The organism is Pseudomonas corrugata, assembly GCF_050920615.1.
In the GTDB taxonomy this organism is placed as follows: domain Bacteria; phylum Pseudomonadota; class Gammaproteobacteria; order Pseudomonadales; family Pseudomonadaceae; genus Aquipseudomonas; species Aquipseudomonas corrugata.
Window position 1 is genome coordinate 2,918,185 of the sequence record NZ_CP130434.1, and the last position, 17,784, is coordinate 2,935,968.

Annotated in this window: 13 protein-coding genes; all 13 read right to left on the reverse strand. The window is 61.5% G+C overall.

Annotation, left to right across the window (positions count from 1 at the left end; genetic code table 11):
* Positions 1-431: 431 nt before the first annotated feature.
* The gene (locus QZH45_RS13260; RefSeq protein WP_055135973.1) at positions 432-1,481 is read right to left on the reverse strand and encodes a hypothetical protein; all 1,050 of its coding nucleotides are present in this window, start codon (positions 1,479-1,481) and stop codon (positions 432-434) included.
* Between the two features lie 33 nt (positions 1,482-1,514).
* A complete protein-coding gene (locus tag QZH45_RS13265; protein WP_055135974.1) occupies positions 1,515-3,326 on the reverse strand; it encodes a hypothetical protein in 1,812 nt (603 codons plus the stop codon).
* Between the two features lie 3 nt (positions 3,327-3,329).
* Positions 3,330-4,622, reverse strand: a complete 1,293-nt coding sequence (locus tag QZH45_RS13270) for a hypothetical protein (RefSeq protein ID WP_055135975.1) — start codon at positions 4,620-4,622, stop codon at positions 3,330-3,332.
* A 117-nt stretch (positions 4,623-4,739) separates the two neighbouring features.
* Positions 4,740-5,660, reverse strand: a complete 921-nt coding sequence (locus tag QZH45_RS13275; RefSeq protein WP_024781161.1) for a hypothetical protein — start codon at positions 5,658-5,660, stop codon at positions 4,740-4,742.
* A 62-nt stretch (positions 5,661-5,722) separates the two neighbouring features.
* Positions 5,723-8,104 carry a hypothetical protein gene (locus QZH45_RS13280; protein WP_055135976.1) on the reverse strand — a complete coding sequence of 794 codons (2,382 nt, stop codon included), beginning with the start codon at positions 8,102-8,104 and terminating at the stop codon, positions 5,723-5,725.
* Between the two features lie 12 nt (positions 8,105-8,116).
* Positions 8,117-9,256, reverse strand: a complete 1,140-nt coding sequence (locus QZH45_RS13285; RefSeq protein WP_024781159.1) for a hypothetical protein — start codon at positions 9,254-9,256, stop codon at positions 8,117-8,119.
* The gene (locus QZH45_RS13290) at positions 9,226-10,680 is read right to left on the reverse strand and encodes an alkaline phosphatase family protein (RefSeq protein WP_069018153.1); all 1,455 of its coding nucleotides are present in this window, start codon (positions 10,678-10,680) and stop codon (positions 9,226-9,228) included. Before QZH45_RS13290 ends, QZH45_RS13285 begins: the two co-directional genes overlap by 31 nt.
* Positions 10,670-11,899 (reverse strand): metabolite traffic protein EboE, encoded by a 1,230-nt coding sequence (gene eboE, locus QZH45_RS13295; RefSeq protein WP_053193303.1) that lies wholly within the window; start codon positions 11,897-11,899, stop codon positions 10,670-10,672. Before eboE ends, QZH45_RS13290 begins: the two co-directional genes overlap by 11 nt.
* Positions 11,896-12,780, reverse strand: a complete 885-nt coding sequence (locus QZH45_RS13300) for a TatD family hydrolase (protein WP_024781156.1) — start codon at positions 12,778-12,780, stop codon at positions 11,896-11,898. The genes eboE and QZH45_RS13300 overlap by 4 nt, the downstream gene beginning before the upstream one ends.
* Positions 12,781-12,818: 38 nt before the next feature.
* A complete protein-coding gene (locus QZH45_RS13305; protein WP_053193301.1) occupies positions 12,819-13,592 on the reverse strand; it encodes an EboA domain-containing protein in 774 nt (257 codons plus the stop codon).
* On the reverse strand, positions 13,589-14,479 hold the full coding sequence (locus QZH45_RS13310; protein WP_024781154.1) for a UbiA family prenyltransferase: 891 nt from the start codon (positions 14,477-14,479) through the stop codon (positions 13,589-13,591). The genes QZH45_RS13305 and QZH45_RS13310 overlap by 4 nt, the downstream gene beginning before the upstream one ends.
* A complete protein-coding gene (locus QZH45_RS13315) occupies positions 14,476-16,350 on the reverse strand; it encodes a 3-dehydroquinate synthase (RefSeq protein WP_055135977.1) in 1,875 nt (624 codons plus the stop codon). Before QZH45_RS13315 ends, QZH45_RS13310 begins: the two co-directional genes overlap by 4 nt.
* Positions 16,351-16,701: 351 nt before the next feature.
* Positions 16,702-17,697: an aldo/keto reductase gene (locus QZH45_RS13320; RefSeq protein WP_055135978.1), complete on the reverse strand. Its 996-nt coding sequence runs from the start codon at positions 17,695-17,697 to the stop codon at positions 16,702-16,704.
* Positions 17,698-17,784: the final 87 nt, after the last annotated feature.

Genomic DNA, 17,784 nt, shown 5'->3' on the forward strand with positions numbered 1-17,784 from the left:
AATGCCGCGTACACCCTAATCCAATGTGGGATCGAGCTTGCTCGCGATGGCGGTGGATCAGCTTGCATTGATGTTGACTGTGCCTCCGTCATCGCGAGCAGGCTCGCTCCCACAGGGACTGGGGGCATTTCCCCGATGTTGTGAGCAGACCGAGATCAGAGTGGGAGCGGGCCTTGCTCGCGAAAGCGGTGGGGCAACTTGCATTGATGTTGACTGTACTGCCGTCTTCGCGGGCAAGCCCGGCTCCCACAGGGTTGGGCGGCGTATGCAGATGCTGCGTACCCCGAAACCAGGGTGGGAGCGAGCCTGCTCGCGATAGCGGTGGGTCAGCTTGCGGGGATGTCGGCTGTGCCGCCGTCATCGCGAGCAGGCTCGCACACAACTCTTCCGCGTCACCTCGTAGATCCTGCTACCACAATGTTCCCGAGTCGTTAAAGCTGTACCCGCCGAAGCCTGCCGCTGAGCGGGACGACATGGCCGTCGGGCGTGGGCAGTCGACGTCCGGTCAGGCCCATGCCTTCGCTCACCAGAACGGCATCTTCCACTACACACAGGTTGGACGGGGTATCCAGGCCTTGGGCGAGCACGGTGACCTGGGCGGTCTGCAGGTTGCAGCTCAACAGTCGACCGGTGAACCGGGTGAAGCCGCCATGCAGCGGTTCGCCGTTCCAGTCCGGCAGCAGGGGCTGTTGCAGGCGGTCGCAGAGCTCCAGCACCAGCACGTTTCCAGCCGGGCACAGCGCCAGGCCTGTCGGCAGTTGCAGCCCATCGATCAGTCGCTCGATCTGCCTGCTACCGGGATGGACCCGGATCACCTGACCTGCCTTGTCGACGAAGTCGATGCCTTTGCGCGCGGGGTCGCCTTGCCGTTCGCCGGAGAACAGGCTGATCAGCACAGCGTCTGTCGCCGGTTCATACACCAACGTCACGGGCACGGCTTCCTGGCCCTGGTCCAGCTCAGGCAACTGGACCAATACCCGCTCGTCCTGGCCGTCGACGAACTCCACCAACTGATTGGTATCAGGCTTGACCGCCAGCCAACTGCGGCGAGAGGGGTGGTAGCACAGGGCATTGAGATTGCCACGGCTGCGAAACACCGGTTCGGGCGGTGTGAATTGCAGGTCCAGCAGCTTGGAGCCTTCGACGTAATCGGTCTGACTCACCAGATAACGGCCATCTCCGCAGGCCACGTCCGACAGCCCCATGATTTCATCACGCAGCATACGTACCTGCATGTTCATGGCGCGAAACCCATCCGCCAGGGTTTCACGGGGCAGGTAGGCGCCGGGCCGGTGGGGATCGGGTCGCAGGCGACTGATGCGACCGCTGAAGGTCTGTTCCGGCAGGCCGGAGCCGGCCTCCACCAGCAGCAGGCTGCCATCGGCCCGCACGCAGACGCCGCGAGGGTTCAACAGGCCTTCGGCAATGATCGTACTCGGGCGCAGGCTTTCGCTGGGCCGCGCAGGAATATGAATAGGCATGAAGCTTCTCTCCGTCATGAAGGATGGGGACGATCACTGCGGCGGTTGCCACGGCTCACCGGTGAGGTAGGCCCGCAGCAGCGCCCGCTGGCAGGGCGACATCGAGCGCACCACGGGCATGAACAAGGTGGTGCCTTTGTAGGCATCCGACGTCCGCGCCAGGATGGGATTCTTGGCGCCCATGATCGCGTCGGGCTGGTTCAGCGGGATGTAGCGCGACATGGCGGGGAAGGCCAGGTAGTGAAAGCGCAGGACGTTGGGGTACATCAGCGGCCAGGTGATGGTGGTGCCCTGGGGGATGCCGAAATCGGTCTGGGCGTATTTGCGGAAGTTGCTGAAGTAGGCGCTGCTGTCCACGCCATTGACGGTGCAGGTCAGCGTGACGAAACCCGCCTGGGCGGCACTGGCCTGCTTGACGGTGACGGGGAAGCTGACGGCAAGCTGGCCGGCGTTGACAGTCAGCGAGTCGGGGAAATCAAGGAAATCCCAGTATTTTGGCAGAACATAGGCCGCGGTCGCCGACGCCTTCACGCCGATTTCCGTGGCGCTGGGCACCGGCCCGCCCAGGTACCGGATCTGCAGGGTAATCGACAGGCCATTGGGGTAGTCCTCCAGGTAGACGTTGCGCTGGTCGGCATACAGACGATAGGTCGATTCAGTGGCCTGCAAGGTGGTGTCGGCGACTGTGCCGGGGGCGTTGATCGCCAGGGCGCTGGTCTGCACCGCTTGTATCTGGCTGGCGGTCATGGGCAGGTCGACGATGCCGCCGTACACGTAGTAGTTCACTAACGGACTGCTGGTCGGGTCCAGGGTGGCCAGGGTGGTGGTGCCGGCACTGATGGTGACGGGGCCGTAATTGGCGTTGGGCCCGATGGGGCTGGTGATGTCGTCCCTGACGGCGCGGAAGGTTTCCTTCGGAATGACATTCACCATGTCGATGCTCAGGTAACCGTTGCCATTGCCCAGGTCGGCATAGCCGGCATTCCCCGTGTCCTGGTTGACCAGTTGCCGGCCCGGCTGGCAGCTCAGCGGCTCGTCGGCGAAGGCTGGGGCCAGCGTGCCGATGACCCGGCCGATGCTCGGGTTGGGGGTGTATCGGCCGGCTGCGTAGTCGGCGTCCAGTTGCTCGGTGGTCATCGTCGGGCACATTTCGAACATGACGAAACGCAGGACGATCCCCGTTGCCCCCGGCGCCTGGATGATCGCGCGCAGGCCGGCGCTGTTCGTGTTCCAGCTGACGATGCTGCTCAGGGGAAAGGTCAATTGGAACGTGCCGCTGGCGTGAAAGGAGCCTGGTGAATCCATCTTCTTCGGCAGTAACACACGCCCGGCCACGTCAAAGCTGCTGCACACGGTATTGCTGTGAATCAACAGCTGGATGTCGCTGTTGCCGCCGATTTGCAGACCACCGACGAAGATCTGTGTGGTCGTGGTGCCGGTGGGGTCCAGGTCCACCATCATCGGGCCGGAGACGGGCGCCTGGCCCGTTACCGGATCCACCGAGCCAAGCAGGTAGACCGGCTGGCCCACCAGGTCGCCGGTGGTGCTGATGCCGCCCGGTATCCCTTGGGAGCTGATCAAGGCGTTCTGCATGTCGACGACGTGCTGCCCGTAGTGATTCCAGCCGCCGGCGGTGTAGTAGTCACCGTTGGGGGCGTTGATCATGTCGTTCAACTGGTCATCGGTGTAGGACTGCGCGCCCGGTGCCAGGGTCGAGGTGGTCAGGTCGAAGAGCGGCCAGTTGTCGTTGCCATCGAAGGGGATGGTGGGGGAGTTGTTCGGCAGGCTGACGTCGGTGCGGATGCCGCCCCAGAAATTCAGTCGAGGTCCGTTCAGGATGCTCATGATTTATTCCTCGTCCTTGATGGATTTGATGACCGGCGAATTGGCGAATTTGAACAGGTAGGAGAAATCGGACTTGTAGGGGCTCTTGACCGGCGTCGCCATGGAGTGGCAGTTCATGCAACTGCTGTTGGGCTGGATGTAGCTTTCCATGGTCACGTTGGCCGAAAGCGACGGGGTCGGCTGGCCCAGGGGGTTACTGGGGTTGTCCGGCATCAACGGGCGTTGGGTGGTGATGAGTTGGTAGTACTTCAACACGCTTTTCTGCAGGTCGGGGTTGCTGCGGTAATCAGCGTTTACCTTGTCGGTGACCTCGGCAATCGGTGTGACCCGGTTCAATGGGTTCGGGGTCTGGAATGTGGTGCCGGACTTGGGCACGCAGACCAGGTGTGCGCCTTGGGTCTGCCAGTCACAGGGCGACTGGTTGAGGCTGGCGGCGGGTGCGCTGGCGTTGAAGTACGAATAGGCCATGCCCGTTGCAGGCTGGTCGACCCACTGACCGTGCACCAGCGCCTTGGGCGGCACGTTGTCGATCTGCTCGAAGGTCGACCAGATCCACTGCGGATAGCCGTTCACCTTGGTGATGATGTGCAGGCCCACCAGACCCAGGTAGGCCTCGGTGACGCCGGTGCGTTGGCCCTGGTCATCGAACGTGGCGACGCGGGCGAGCTGGGTCAGGTAGCGGCTGGCATTGTCGCTGGTGGTCAGGATGCGCCAGCTCGACTTGATCTCGATGACGCCGTTGGGAAAGCTGATGTTGTTGGCCTTGGAGACGACATCGGCGTTGTAGTACTGGTTGTTGACGATGTAGTCGTAGGAGTTCTCGTTGGCCGAAATATCGTAGTAGGTCGGGTTGCCAGCCTGGTCGATCAGCCAACCGCCGACGGCCTGGTCGACGGCGTTCACCTGGCTGCTGTTCTTCAATGCCGCAATGTTGATGATGCCCAGGCTCTTGGCTTTCTGCGGGGTATTCCAGGGGCCCGGATTCGCCCCCTGCGGCAGGAAGATTTCCTCCACGGTCTTGTAGGTTTGCCAGACGGTGTAGCCGGCGTCGCCTGGCTGTTTGCTGCAGTCGGGATCACCGCGCTGCCCGTGCTGGGCGGGCCAGTTCATGGCGATGAACATCTGCCAGCTGTACTGATCGAACAGGTCCTGGCTGGCGTTGGCGGCGGGCGCCGTGGTGGGGGGCTGACAATTCAGGGTGCTGGCCTGTGTCGGTGTGCTCTGGTCGCGGGTCTGGTTCAAAGCCAGGGCCGGCAGACTGGCGATCCCCAGCAATATCAGGATGAACGTTTTCATGGCAATCCTTCGTCTTGAGTCGATTCACTGGCGGCGAGGAAGTTTGTTGTGGCAAGGGAGCAAGCGCCCTCGCCACAGTCTCCTTGCCGCATACCCCTTGCATATCCTTGTGAGTTTTCAGGGCCTGCGCTGCATCAGCCTGTTCCACTGCGCCTTCTGGCCGTTGCTCTGCGAAGCCGGGGGCTCGAACAACTGGCAGGGCGGCGGATTCGATGGGCACATGGCAGCCACCTGTGCCCAGGTCTGGGCCGGGTCGGGCTTGGCGATGCGGAAGTTGGTGTAGTTCTGGCTGACGATGGGCGCATTGGCGACGCTGGCGTCACCGGAAAAATAGAACGACTGCGGATGCCGGTAGGGCGGTTGTCCCGACATCTGCTTGTAAAAGGCGTAGCCGAACAGGATCGGCCCCTGCGGTGAGTCGAGGTCCAGGGCATAGGCCTGCACGCTGCCATTGAGGTTCTGGCTGCGCGCGGCGCTGTAGGGCAGGTGCTGGATGAAATCCTGCCGCGGCGGATGGTTCATCGGCGAGAACATGCAGCAGGCTGGCATGTCCTTGGGGCGATCCTGCGGATAGGTCAGGAAGTACGCCTTGTTGCCCAGGGACACGAAGGAGCAGGTGTAGTTGTTGTTCTTGATCGGGAAGATCGGCAGGCAGTATTTCTCGTAGTGCTCCATCATCGCGCCGAAGCCGTCACCATCCGGCGGGATGTAAGTAGTGTCGTAGTAGCTGGTGCCCCGGGAGACGGTGTAGTCCGCCGGAACGAGGGTGGTGGGTGGGTTGCTATAGGGCGGCGGGTTCTTCTCGTAGTTGTGCATCACTCGGTACATGGTCCAGTCGCTGATCCAGAACGCCGGGAAAAACGGATCGGAAGGGTCGCCCGGTGCGCGTTTGGCGATGCAGTTGCCGTTCTGTTCGTTACAGCCTTCGGTGTTATGCACCCCCATGGTGAAGTAAACCGCACCGCTGTCCTGGGCAAAAAGCCCCGGACTGAACAACAGGATCAGTAGCAACAGTCGGTTCAAAATGCTGGCTTTCATATCGACACTCCTGTGAATTGCCGGGTGGCGGGCTTGCCACCCGGTGATCCTGGGTGAAATTGTCAAAGGCCGTTGTAGTCACTCATGCTGAGAGTCTTGGGCGGAAAGTTGAGCTTCACCAGGCGTTTGGCCCACAGCTCCAGTACGGCGCGGCGGCTTTGTGACAGGTCGCGGGTGATGGGCATCGCCAGGGTGCTCTCATCCTGGTTCTCCTTGCTGATCAATATGATCAACTGATCGACGGCGCCCTCTACGCGCGTGCGGGAATCGAGCGGCATGTACTTGTTCATGATGGGGTACAGGTAATAGAAGGTTTGCAGGACCTTTGGAAAGATGAACGTGTTCCATATCTTTTCCGGGGCGTCCGTGGAGGTACACATGCCATTCCAGGCGCTGATGAAGTCCTCTTGCAACTTCATGTCCACGGGCAGGACCCGTATCGGCGCAAGGAAGTCGACGAAGGTCTGGGTGATCGGGAAGCTGAAGGGAATGACCGGATTTTTGCCGTTCTCCTGCACGAAGAAGCGCAGGGTGGGGAAGCCCGGCGCCACTGCCCGGTAGCCTATCTGGGCGATGCCTTGGGCGTTGGTGGTGATGACGGCGTAGGAATAACGGATGCTGCTGGCCTTCGTGTCCTGCAGTGTACCGGTGCCAGTGTGACCCTTCTCGAGATCCAGGCAGGGGCGCAGGTCGACGGCGACCGGTGCGCCGGAATGTTTGAGGAAGTCTTGATAAAAGACCGGGTTGCCCACGGGTTGGGTCACGTCCTGCAGGTCGGTCAGCTGGCGACCGCTGCCGGTGCTGCGATAGAGGTCGACCGTAGCCGCATCGGTGAACTGCGGCAGATTGGCCGTGTTCTTGCTGCGGTCCGGCGGGTTGTCGTAGAACAGGGTGAAGTCGGCTGCGTTGCTGAATGCCAGGTAATAGTTGCTGCTGGTGACCATGAAGGGATTGCCATACTCCGCTACATACAACGTGGTGTTGGCGGCTGGCTGACCATTTTTCTGCACCATGATGCTCATTATCTTGCGCTCACCGACGTCGATGAAGCTGCCGCTCTCGATCACTTCGGCGGTCCACTGTTGCTGATGGGCGGCCATTATCGAAGGGGTTGGGGCCGCGTTGCGCTGTTGCAGGAGTAGGGGGCCGGATTGCAGTACTCCCTTGGCATTGGAGCTGAGGACGAGGTCGAGGATGCCCGAACGTTTTTCGAAGGCCGATTGCTGGTATTGCTCGAAACCGAAGCCGGCCGCTGCGGTGAATCGCCCTTGCTGGCGGACGCCCAGCAGGTAGCTGCCGGAGTTGAATTTCTCTGGAACGAGGATGTCGGCGTCGGGGTTCACCGGATAGCATGGAAACGTGTTGCTCAGGTCCAGTGACAGGACGTTGCCGGTGAACTGCGCCGAGATCACCCCCAAACTCGCACTTTGATCATCCTGCCCCGGTTGAGTCATCGTCACTGGCTGGTTGGGCACCAGGCGCAGCCCGGCGGGGGCGGTGGGGTATTCGTTGGCGAACCACAGGCCCAGCACCGCCGAGGTGCGGCTGTAGGCGGGGTTGAAGAAAATCTGGTTGACGTTGTCCAAGCCCTTCTTGTACAGCTCGCGCACATGCGCCATGACTTCCGGGTTGTTGGAACGGGTGTTGAGGCGCTGCGGGTAATCGTTGAATATCCCGTTCTTGTCGTAGCAGGTCAGGTAGGCGGAAAACCGGAACATCAGGCCCTGCGCCCCTTGCTGCTTCATCTGCTGCTGGAGGTTGTTCAGCAGGGATGAGTTGCCGATCAGCCATTCCAGATTCTCCTTGGGGAAGCAGGTCTGCCAGGTGGTGCTGACATTCACCAGCCCACCCAGGGCGCCCCAACTGAAGTTCAGGAAGCGGTCCATCATCCGGTACTTGCGGTTCAGCGTCAGGCCGCAGGACCCGTCCCCCAGCACCAGTTTGTCGAAATACAACGCCGTGAACGTGTTCTGCCATGGACTGATGTCCACGAAGCGCGCCGGAGTCGGGGCAGAGCTGCCCAGGGGGCTGCCGAGCAGTTGGTATGGCTTGCCGACCAGCGAATCATGGTCGATGTAGGTATTGGCCTGCAATTCGCCGCCGATGACGGTCGAGGTGGTTTTCCCGTAGTTCACCAGGCCGCAACCGTTGTCGCCGAACAGATCCCATTCGGCGGGCATGTAGGGGTCATGCTTTGGATTGATATTGCCGGGCACCTGCTGCACATAGGTCGGCATGTTAGCCATGTGCTGCGTCGAGAGGGTCCATGGCATCAGTGTGTCGGGGGCGTTGTTGTTGTCGATGCCGAAGTGCTGCATGAACGGCCAGTTGATGTCCATGTTTACTGCGTCATACAGCGGGAACATATCGTTGTTGTTGGCCGTCGGCGGATTCCAGAACATCTCGCCGTTGAGGTAGATGCGGGGGAAATTCAATACGCTCATGTCGTGCTCTCCTTAGCGTTTCCACTGGGCGCGTTTCAGCGACCAGACAAAATCCAGCTTGTTGTAGCCGTTGAAGGCTTTGTCCGGCAGCGGTGCAGTGGGGTAGGTGAGGCCCCCTGAGCTCGGGATGGCGAAATTGAAGTAGCCGTCGTTCTTCGAGTAGGCGGCGGTGCTGTGGCAGGCCAGGCAGGACGATGAGTCCTGGAATGCCGATTCCAGCTGCGAGTTCGCCAGGACCTGGGTAATCGGTTGGAATTCCACGCCGATCAGCTCGTACTTCGACAGCGCCGGGTTACTGGCCTGGAACCGGGCATTGACCGGTATGGCATCCGGTGTCGGCCCGGTGAGGTTTGTCATCGGCTTGGGTGGCTTGCCCTTGGTCACGGTGTACTTGTGGTTATTGATGTTTTCGAAGGTGGTCCAGACCCAGTTGGCGTCCAGCTTGTTGACGACATGCAAACCACTCAACGCCGCATAACCGACCTGATAACTGGAGCCCACGGCGTAGTAGGCCTGGGCCACGTAGTAGCCATCTTTTTCCAGCTGCGTCTTGTAGTTCGCGTCCGTGCCGATCCACAGCCAGGAGGCTTTCAACTCCCAGGCCGTGGCCGGAAAGTTCAGGTTGCTCGTCAGGGCCGCTTGACCATCCACGTTGTAGACGTTGTTTTTGACGATGTAGTCGTAGGTGTCCTGGCCCATCAGCAGTTGAAAGCGCACGACGTGACCTTTTTGTGCCTCAGGCACGGCTTTGCCACCCATTTCCAGGCTCAGGCCGTCGACCTGCTGCACGGCGTTGAGGTTATGCAGCAGACGATTCGAGTTCAGCCCCAGGGCTCGGGCTTGCCTGATCACCTCATCCGGTAGTTTCATGCGGCTGTAATACGAGCCGGGGTTGGCGCCATTGGCCAGATAGACCTGATCGGAAGGTTTGAACAACTCCCACTGACGGTTGTAGCCGTTGGCGTCGGACTGGTTCAAACAGACGAACCAGTTCCAGGCCATGTTTTCGGGACTGGTGTTGAACGCGGATCGGGTCTGGTCGACGTTCGTTCCGAACTGCAGGAATTTGTCGCAGTTGAAGGGGCCGGTGTTCTCGGCCTGGGCCAAACCGGCCAGGGCACTCAGAACTGTGATGGAAATGGCTCGCCGCATGGAAGCTCCTTGGCATTGGCCGTGTCGGTGTGAGGGCGCCCCAGGAAGTGTTCCAGGAGCAGTTGTTTCACCGCCGTGGCCGCAAGCTGCTGGGGCAATGGCAGATCACAATTGGTGATGAGCAGCGGGCCGTTGAGCTCGCTGTCGGGCAGGCGTCCATGGCTGCCGCGAACCAGTCCGGTGTCCAGTGGAATCAGGTCCATGTAGTAGCGAAAACCGAGCTTCTTCTGCAGCAGGCGCCGCGCCACTTTCAGTTTTGGGAAACGAATGGCCGGGTCGATGAACAGCTCCAGCGGGTCGTAGCCCGGCTTGCGGTGGATGTCCACGGTGCGGGCAAAGTCAGGCGCCTTGCGGTCGTCGAACCAGTAGTAATAATCGAACCAATGCCCCGGCTCGGCCACGACCACCAGCTCACCGCTGCGCGGATGGTCCAGGTGCCAGGCCCGTTGTTCGGCTTTATCCAGCACCTGCTCGATGCCGGGTTGGCGCAGCAGCAGCGCCTTGACCCGAGGAATGTCCTGCGCCTGTTTCACATAGACATGGGCGATCTGATGATCGGCGACGGCGAACGCGGCACTGGCGCCGGGGTCGAGCAGTTCCCAGCTCAGGGATTGCCGGACCTGCAATAACCCTTCCGAGCGCAACAAGCGGTTGATGGACACCGATTGGCGGACAGCCTCAATGCCGTATTCGGAGAGCAACATCACCGCTGCGCCTTGCGCCTGGGCAAAGTCCAGCAGACGACCCACCTCACTGTCGATGGCACGCACTTCCCCCGCAATCGACGGATGATCAGGGCCCAGGCGTTGCAGGCTGTAGTCCAGGTGAGGCAGGTAGATCAACTGCAGATCGGGACGGTTGATGGCGAATTCGACGATGGCACAGTCGACGATCCAGCGGCTCGACGCGATGCCGGCGGCCGGTCCCCAGAAGGCTGGGAAGGGGAACTCGCCGATCTGCTGTTCGATACGTTCATGCAACGTGGGCGGTGCCGAATACAGGCCGAACATCTTGCGACCATCGGCGGGATAGTGCGGGCGCGGGGTGATGGCGGCGTCCACGTCCGCGTACATGTTGTACCACCAGAACAACTGGCTGCAGCGAAACCCCGGCAGCCGGCGCTTGAGCGCGTGCCAGACCTTTTCACCCTGGATCAGGGCGTTGGGCTGCAGCCAGAAACGTACTTCGGCCTGGTCGCGAAAATACCAGCCGTTGCCGACAATGCCGTGTTCAGAGGGTGCAAGCCCGGTGAGGATCGAGGCTTGCACCGACGAGGTGACGGCCGGGAACACCGGTTGCAGGGTCGCCATCTTGGCCGTCTTCAGCAGGGCATTGATGTGTGGCGTCGACGCGCCCAGCAGCGCTGGGGTCAGCCCTACCACGTTGATCAGCAGCAGCGGTTGGCGCGGGCGCTCAGCGGGCATTGGCATACGCCTCCGGCGCTTGGGGTTGCAGCAGTTGCCGTTGGCGCAGTTGCTCTTCGACCCAGCGCAGTTCCCTGGCGATGCCCTGGAGCTGGGCATGGGCGGTGGTGGGTCGCATCTGCTCGGGCAGGACGCCCCAGCTGTAGGTTTCCACTTCCAGTACCGGACGGAAATCCTCGTGGCCGGCGAGAAAATCGAAGGTCTGTGCCAGGGCGATCTGGCTGCCGCTGAGTTCAGGCAGCAGCAAGTGCTCGCTGAACAGCGGAACGTGGAAATGGATCCGCAACTCGGGGTGTTGCCCGGGGTTCCTCGCGCATTCGTCGAGGGCGGCGGGGAGGTCTGCCCAGGCCGATAGACGATCCTGCCCGTCGCGGGCTTTCACCTGATGCAGGTAGGTGGCTTCGGCAAAATCGCCCAGGGTCTTGAGGACCTGTTCGCGGCGCTCGACATCCTGGGGCAGTTGGCAGATCAAGGCGTTGGACAGCTGGATCTTGCCCACGGGCACCCGCGCCTGGCGCAGCTTATCCAGTGACTGATAACAGTCCTCGAAGACCACGGCCTGGTGGCACACGTCAAAACACAGCGCCAGATGATCATGGTGCGGATCGCTGGCCTGCAGGCGGTGGAAGAAGGCGATGGCCTGGTCGGTGTGTTCCAGCACACAGTCCGGTTCCATCTCCAGGCAGAACACGATCTTCTTGCCGGTCTCCTGATGCAGCCTGTGCAGCGAGGCCGTGAGTTGGCGCAACTGATGCTCGGCGCGCCGGTGCAAGATTGCGTTCCAGTGGGCGGTGTACCCCAGTGGCACGGTGGAAATTACCCCCTGGCAGCAGTCCGCCGGCAAGGCTTCGGCAAGGATCCTCGCCAGGTTCAGGCTGTACACCAGCCGCTTCGGGTCGGCCCAATTGGGCAGGTAGACCTCGGCCTTCACCGCGGCGTGATGAAACTGGCCGTAGGGAAAACCGTTGAGCGAGGTCAGGCGCAGCCCGCTGCATCGCAGCAGGTTCAGAAAGTCCATGCGCGCCGACGCTTGTTGCAGTTCGGCGGCGGCGAGAGCGCTGATCCACAGGCCGCTGTCCTGTTCGTCGAGCCTGCGCAACGTGCGCACACCCTTGAAATGCTGCTCGATGGAAGACCGCAGCCCGGCCAGGTCCCGGGTCGGGTGCACGTTGCTGCAATAGCCGACCTGCGCGGGCTGCCAACCGGTGTCGGCGTTCATTTGATCACCGGTTCCTGGCCGCGCAGGGCGGAGTTTTCCTGCCACTGCCGACGCTGGTCGATGGGCAACGGGGTGCTGACCAGGGCCTTGTCCAATTGGCCGCTCTGGGCAAAGAAGTCCACCGGGTTGTGGAACAGCACCTGCTCGACTTGCGTTTCACTGAAGCCGGCCGCCAACATGGCCTGGCCGGTTTTCGGCACCTTCAGCGGGTCGCTGATGCCCCAGTCGGCGGCGCTGTTGACCACCATTTTCTCGGTGCCGTACTGCTGCAGCAGGGCGACCATGCGTTGTTCCGACATCTTGGTATTGGGGTAGATGGAATGGCCGCGCCAGCAGTCGGTATCCAGCACCAGGGGCAGGGTCAACTCGTTGAGGTGGTCGATGATCACCAGGTGCTCGGCAATCCCGACTTCACGAATGACAGCCAGGGTTCGCTTGGTACCACCGATCTTGTCGCGATGCGGGGTGTGCACCAGTACCGGCAGATTGAGCTGGCGGGCCAGTTCCAGTTGTGCGGCGAGGAAGCGATCCTCTTCCGGCGTGATGTCGTCATAGCCGATTTCACCGACCGCGACCACGCCGTCTTTCATCAGGTAGCGCGGCAGGATCTCCAGCACTTCGTTGGCGATCGACAGGTCATTGGCTTCCTTGGGATTGAGGCCGATGGTGCAGAAGTGGTGGATGCCGAACATGCTGGCGCGAAAGCGTTCCCAGCCCAGCAGGGTGTCGAAGTAGTCGATGAAACTGCCGACACTGGTCCTGGCCTGGCCCTGCCAGAAGGCCGGCTCGATGACCCCGGTGATGCCGGCGGCCGCCATGTTCTGGTAGTCATCGGTGGTGCGGCTGACCATATGAATGTGCGGATCGAAGTACTTGGGCATGGTGAGTCCTCGTCAAGAATGCAGGGAACCGTTGAGCATCAGTTCAGTGAGATGTGGGCCAGGTCGTCGTGCCACTCCGGTGGCAGGCGTTGCTGCTGGCCCAGGCCGACCAGGCGCTGGCGTTGCGCCGGGCTGAGCAGGTCGAAGTCGATGATGCGGGGCATCCCGGCGGACACCGTCCGCTCGGCGGCAAGCTGTTCGGCCAGCAGGTCGAGGGCCAATTGGTTGAGACTGACGTTGCGCCGTTGTGTCAGGCCGAGCAGGCGCCGCACATCGAGTCCCATGCCCAGCGCCTTCAACACCAGTTGATGGAAGGCTCGGTCGTCGTAGTGACGTGACGGATAGAAGGTGTCCAGGGCGAGAGCGGCAAACACCTGGCTGTTACTGGTGCGCCCGGCTTGCAAGGCAAGTTCTACGCATGCCCCCTGGCTGTCGAGCCAATCGAGGGCTTTCAAGAGCGCGATCTTTTCCTGGTCGTCGCCCCACAGGAACAACTGGCGGAGCAAGGGCGACTGCTCGGCGGCGCACTGTTGCTCCAGCACCTGGGCCAGCAGCAAAGCCCGGGTGAGCTGCACGGTGCTCCAGTCGGCCTTGCCGGGCAGTGCATGTTCCTTGAGATGACGCTTGCACTGGCTGCTCAACAGCGCCGTGGTCGTCGCGTCCGGGCGTTGGGCAAGCTGCTCCTGCGCCTGATTCCACCATTGTCGTGCGGCATCGTCGAGTTGCTGAGTGAGCAACTGGCGATGTTCAGCGAGGCAATCTTGACGCATTTCAAGGGCCGTCGATGCCGGCGCGGTAACGTCCGTGTTCATGTCGGTTTGATCCAGCGTTGGAAGTGTGGGAGCAGGAAAAACACCAGGACACAGGCCAGGCTGCCCAATGGCTGGTCAGCCACGGCCAGCACCAGGGCATCGAACAATGGAAGGGCCGCCAGACCGGCGCCGATAAACGCACGGACCTGCCGTTGCCGTGGGTTCGCCAGATGACGCCAGTAATTGCGGCCCAGCCATCCCAGCCAGAGCAGCATGACTGGCCAGAACCAGAGGCTATTGGAGTAGAACGCCAGCACCAACGGGCTTAGCATCAGCAGCAAGGGCAAGCGGCTGAGCAATTGATTACGGTGTTCCTGGCGGGCCAGATAGGTCAGGCCGCTGATGTAGACGCCGAGCAGAATCGCGCACAGCCAGATCGGCCCCGGCGGAATCGCCAGGCTGGCCGCCGCCGTGAGGTAGAGCGCCGAGCGGCAGGCGCCCATCAGCCAGACGCTGTGGGCGTACTTCTTGTGCAGTACGTTGTAGCCCAGGATGCAGCCCACCAGCAGGATGGCGCTGCCCAGCATCCAGTGCGGTTGATCAATCAACCGACTCAGCCCCAGCAGTGCCGCGGCAGCCAGCATCAGCAGCAATGCAGTAGCCCACCGCACCTGCTGGCGGCTGACCAGTCCCAGGGTGATGGGGCGGGGGTTATGGTGTTGTTGGTCCCAGTCGGCGTCCAGCAGGTCATTCAACAACATGCCGGCCAGGTATAGCAGCGACAGGGCGGCCAGCAGCAGGAGCCACACCAGGGACGACGGCGGCGCCAGGGCTCCGGCGCTGCTGGCGAGCAGGGCGGCGGCCAGGGTGTTGGTCCACACCGTGGGCAGGTTGGAGACCCGGCCCAGGGTCATCCAGGTCTTGATATTCAGCGGTGCCTGGCTCATTGCGCGCAGCCTTCGCTAAGGGGAAGCGCCGGATCATCAAGGGCAGACAACCGCTGCAATGCCTGCTCCATTCGAGCGGCATCGATCTCGTGCAGGTCCAGGGATTCGCCGATCCGATTGAGCATGGGGATAGAGAGTTGCCCGCCCAAGTGCTGGCGGAACTCTTCCAGGCCGAGCAACACTCGCGAACGACCCTGTGCATCCTTGAGGTTCAATTCCGCGGGGTTGAGGCTGAAGCCGAGCTTGAGCAGCAGGCGCAGAATGCGCTCGCTGTCGGCATCGCTCAACAGTCCCAAGGTGTTGGCATACAGGCTGTCCAAGGCGATGCCTACCGCCACCGCTTCACCATGGCGCAGCCGGTGTTGGCTGAGATTTTCCAGCTTGTGCGCCGCCCAGTGGCCGTAGTCCAACGGGCGACCGTTGCCGCGCTCGAACGGGTCGCCGGCCCCGGTAATGTGCGCCAGGTGCAGCTCGGCGCAGCGGCGGATGGCATAGCGGCTGGCGGCATGATCGAAGCGGGCGAGGGCGTCGGCCTGTTGCTCCATCCATTGGAAAAAGGCCTGGTCCTTGATCAGCGCTACTTTCACCGCTTCGGCCAGTCCGGCGATCTGGTCGCGTCGGCTGAGGCTGATCAGCAACTGGAAATCGTTGATCACCGCCGTGGCAGGGTAGAACGCGCCAAGGAGGTTCTTCTGGCCGAAGGCGTTGATGCCGTTCTTCACGCCGATGCCCGCGTCGTTCTGGGCCAGCACCGTGCTCGGAATGCGGATCAGGCGCATGCCGCGGTGGAAGGTGGCGCAGGCATAACCCACCGCATCCAGCACCGCACCACCGCCCAGGGCCAGCACATAGCAATGGCGGTCCAGGCCATGCAGCAGCATGTCGCTGTAGAGCTGCTGCAACACCTGGGAGTCCTTGCTCAGTTCGCCAGCCGGTACCGCAATCGGTGGCGCCTGCAGATGCAGGTCGACAGGGTAGGCGGCGAAATAGGCATCGATCTGTTCCCGCAACGATGGGACGCTATGCAGCAGTTGTTCATCGGCGAACACCAGGACCGTCACCGGACCTCGTTGTCGGGTGGTGAGTTGGCGGTGAAGGCAGGGATTGAGCGGGTCGAACAGATGATCGGTGAATATCACCGGGTAGTCGTAACTGACCTCGAAACGTCCGCGCAGGGGGTGTTCGGTGTCGCGATCGCGCAGGGTCTTGAACAGGCTGTAGCCGGCAATGAACAACCCGGGCAAGACCATGCTGGCGAGTAGGGTCACCAGCAATGCATTCTGCTCGACGAGAAAGCTGCCAATGGCGCTATAGGCCAGCGCCAGGCCGGCATTGGCCAGGACAATCACCGGCACGAACGCACGCAGGGGATAGCGTTGCATCCCGGCGGCCACCACCGAGGTTTCTGCCAACACCGGTACGCCCCGCAGGCAGATCAACGACAGCGTGCCCAACCGATACGCCAGTTGTCCCGGCTGCCGCTGATGCAGACCCAAGCGGCCGGACAGCAAGCGGAAATATCCGGCTCCCAAGGCATAGCCCAACCCGGCCCCCAGGCACAGCCCGAGGAAAATGACCAGGTAGCCACCGATGGAGCCAAGCATCGCCACGGCCAGCAGCGCGACCATGCTCGACGGCACCGGCAACACCACATCCAGTGCCAGCAGGGTGATCAGCAGCAGCGCCAGGTTGAGTTTCTGGGACGGCGTCGTAGGCAGGTACAGATTGAGATGGGTCAGGAAGTCCTGGATCTGCTGTTCGAACAGCAGGAAGCTGGCGATCACCAGGCCTGAGAAGCAGATCAGTGACAGCCAGAAAGGCGTGGCTGGACCTTTTTGTGAGAGTGCACGAAACCACCGGCTACGCTTCATCAAAGCATCCCTCTTTTATATTTTTGACTCGTTCCGTGTCAGTAATCTAAAAGCAGCGTCTGGCGGTTTTCAGGTCGATAGAGGCTCTCGTTTGAGGGGCTGGCCCAAGTGCGTTGGGTTGCGCTTGTGAAGACAGTTTTGAATCTAGACGGGCATCGTCTTTTTGCAAGGCGATTTGATGGCAAATTGATTTTTCGCCGACAGGTGCCGCCGCCATCGCGGGCAAGCCTGGCTCCCACAGGGCCGGAGGTGTATGCAAAAGCTGCGTCCACCCTCGAATCCCATGTGGGAGCGAGCCTGCTCGCGATAGAGATGGCTCATCCGACGGCGATGTCAGCAGTGTCGCTCCACTCAACCGTTCAGCAACGTCATCGTCCGGGCATCGTATCGCTCGCCCGCCACCGCCTGGTTGGCGCCGAAAATCTCATCCAGCTGGGCGAGTTCATCGGCACTCAAGACCACCTCGGCAGCCGCCACATTGCTCTCCAGGTATTTGCGCTGTTTGGTCCCTGGGATCGGGATGATGTGGTCGCCTTGAGCCAACACCCACGCCAGGGCCAGTTGTGAAGCACTGATGTGTTTGTCCACGGCCAGTGCCTTGACCTTGTCCACCAGCATCAGGTTTCGGTTGAAATTGTCTGCCTGGAAGCGCGGGCTGAAGCGGCGATAATCATCGGGGGCGAAGTCCTCCGGTGTTTTCAGTTCGCCGGTCAGAAAACCCCGACCCAACGGGCTGTAGGCAACAAACGCGATGCCCAGGCGACGGCAAGTCTCGAGCACCTCATTATGTTCGGGCTCGCGTGACCACAACGAGTATTCGCTTTGCACCGCTGCCAGTGGATGCACTGCGTGCGCCCTTCGGATGGTGTCGGCGTTGGCCTCGGAAATACCGATCTGCCGGACCTTGCCGGCCTTGACCAGCTCGGCCATGGTCCCGATGGTGTCTTCAATCGGCACCTGAGGGTCGATGCGGTGTTGGTAATAGAGATCGATGTAATCGGTGTCCAGACGCTTGAGGCTGCCATCGACGGATTGCCTGACGTATTCGGGACGGCCATTGACACCTCGGGCATGGGGGTCGCTGCTGCGCACCAGGCCGAACTTGGTGGCCAGGTAGAGGCTGTCGCGCTTGCCTTTCAAGGCCCGACCGAGGAGTTCCTCATTGGTGTGGGGGCCATACATATCGGCAGTGTCGAACATCGTCACCCCCAGCTCCAGCGCTCGATGCAGCGTGGCAATCGACTCCCGTTCGTCGACGCCGGTGGTATAGAAATCCGACATGCCCATGCAGCCCAGACCGATGGCCGAAACGTGGGGACCTTGGTGGCCCAGTTGGCGGGTTTTCATGGTTTTGCTCCTGCAGATGAATGACACGCTCAGTTTCCGGTAAACGAATATATGGATAAATCTGCAAATGTTGGTTTAACTATTCGT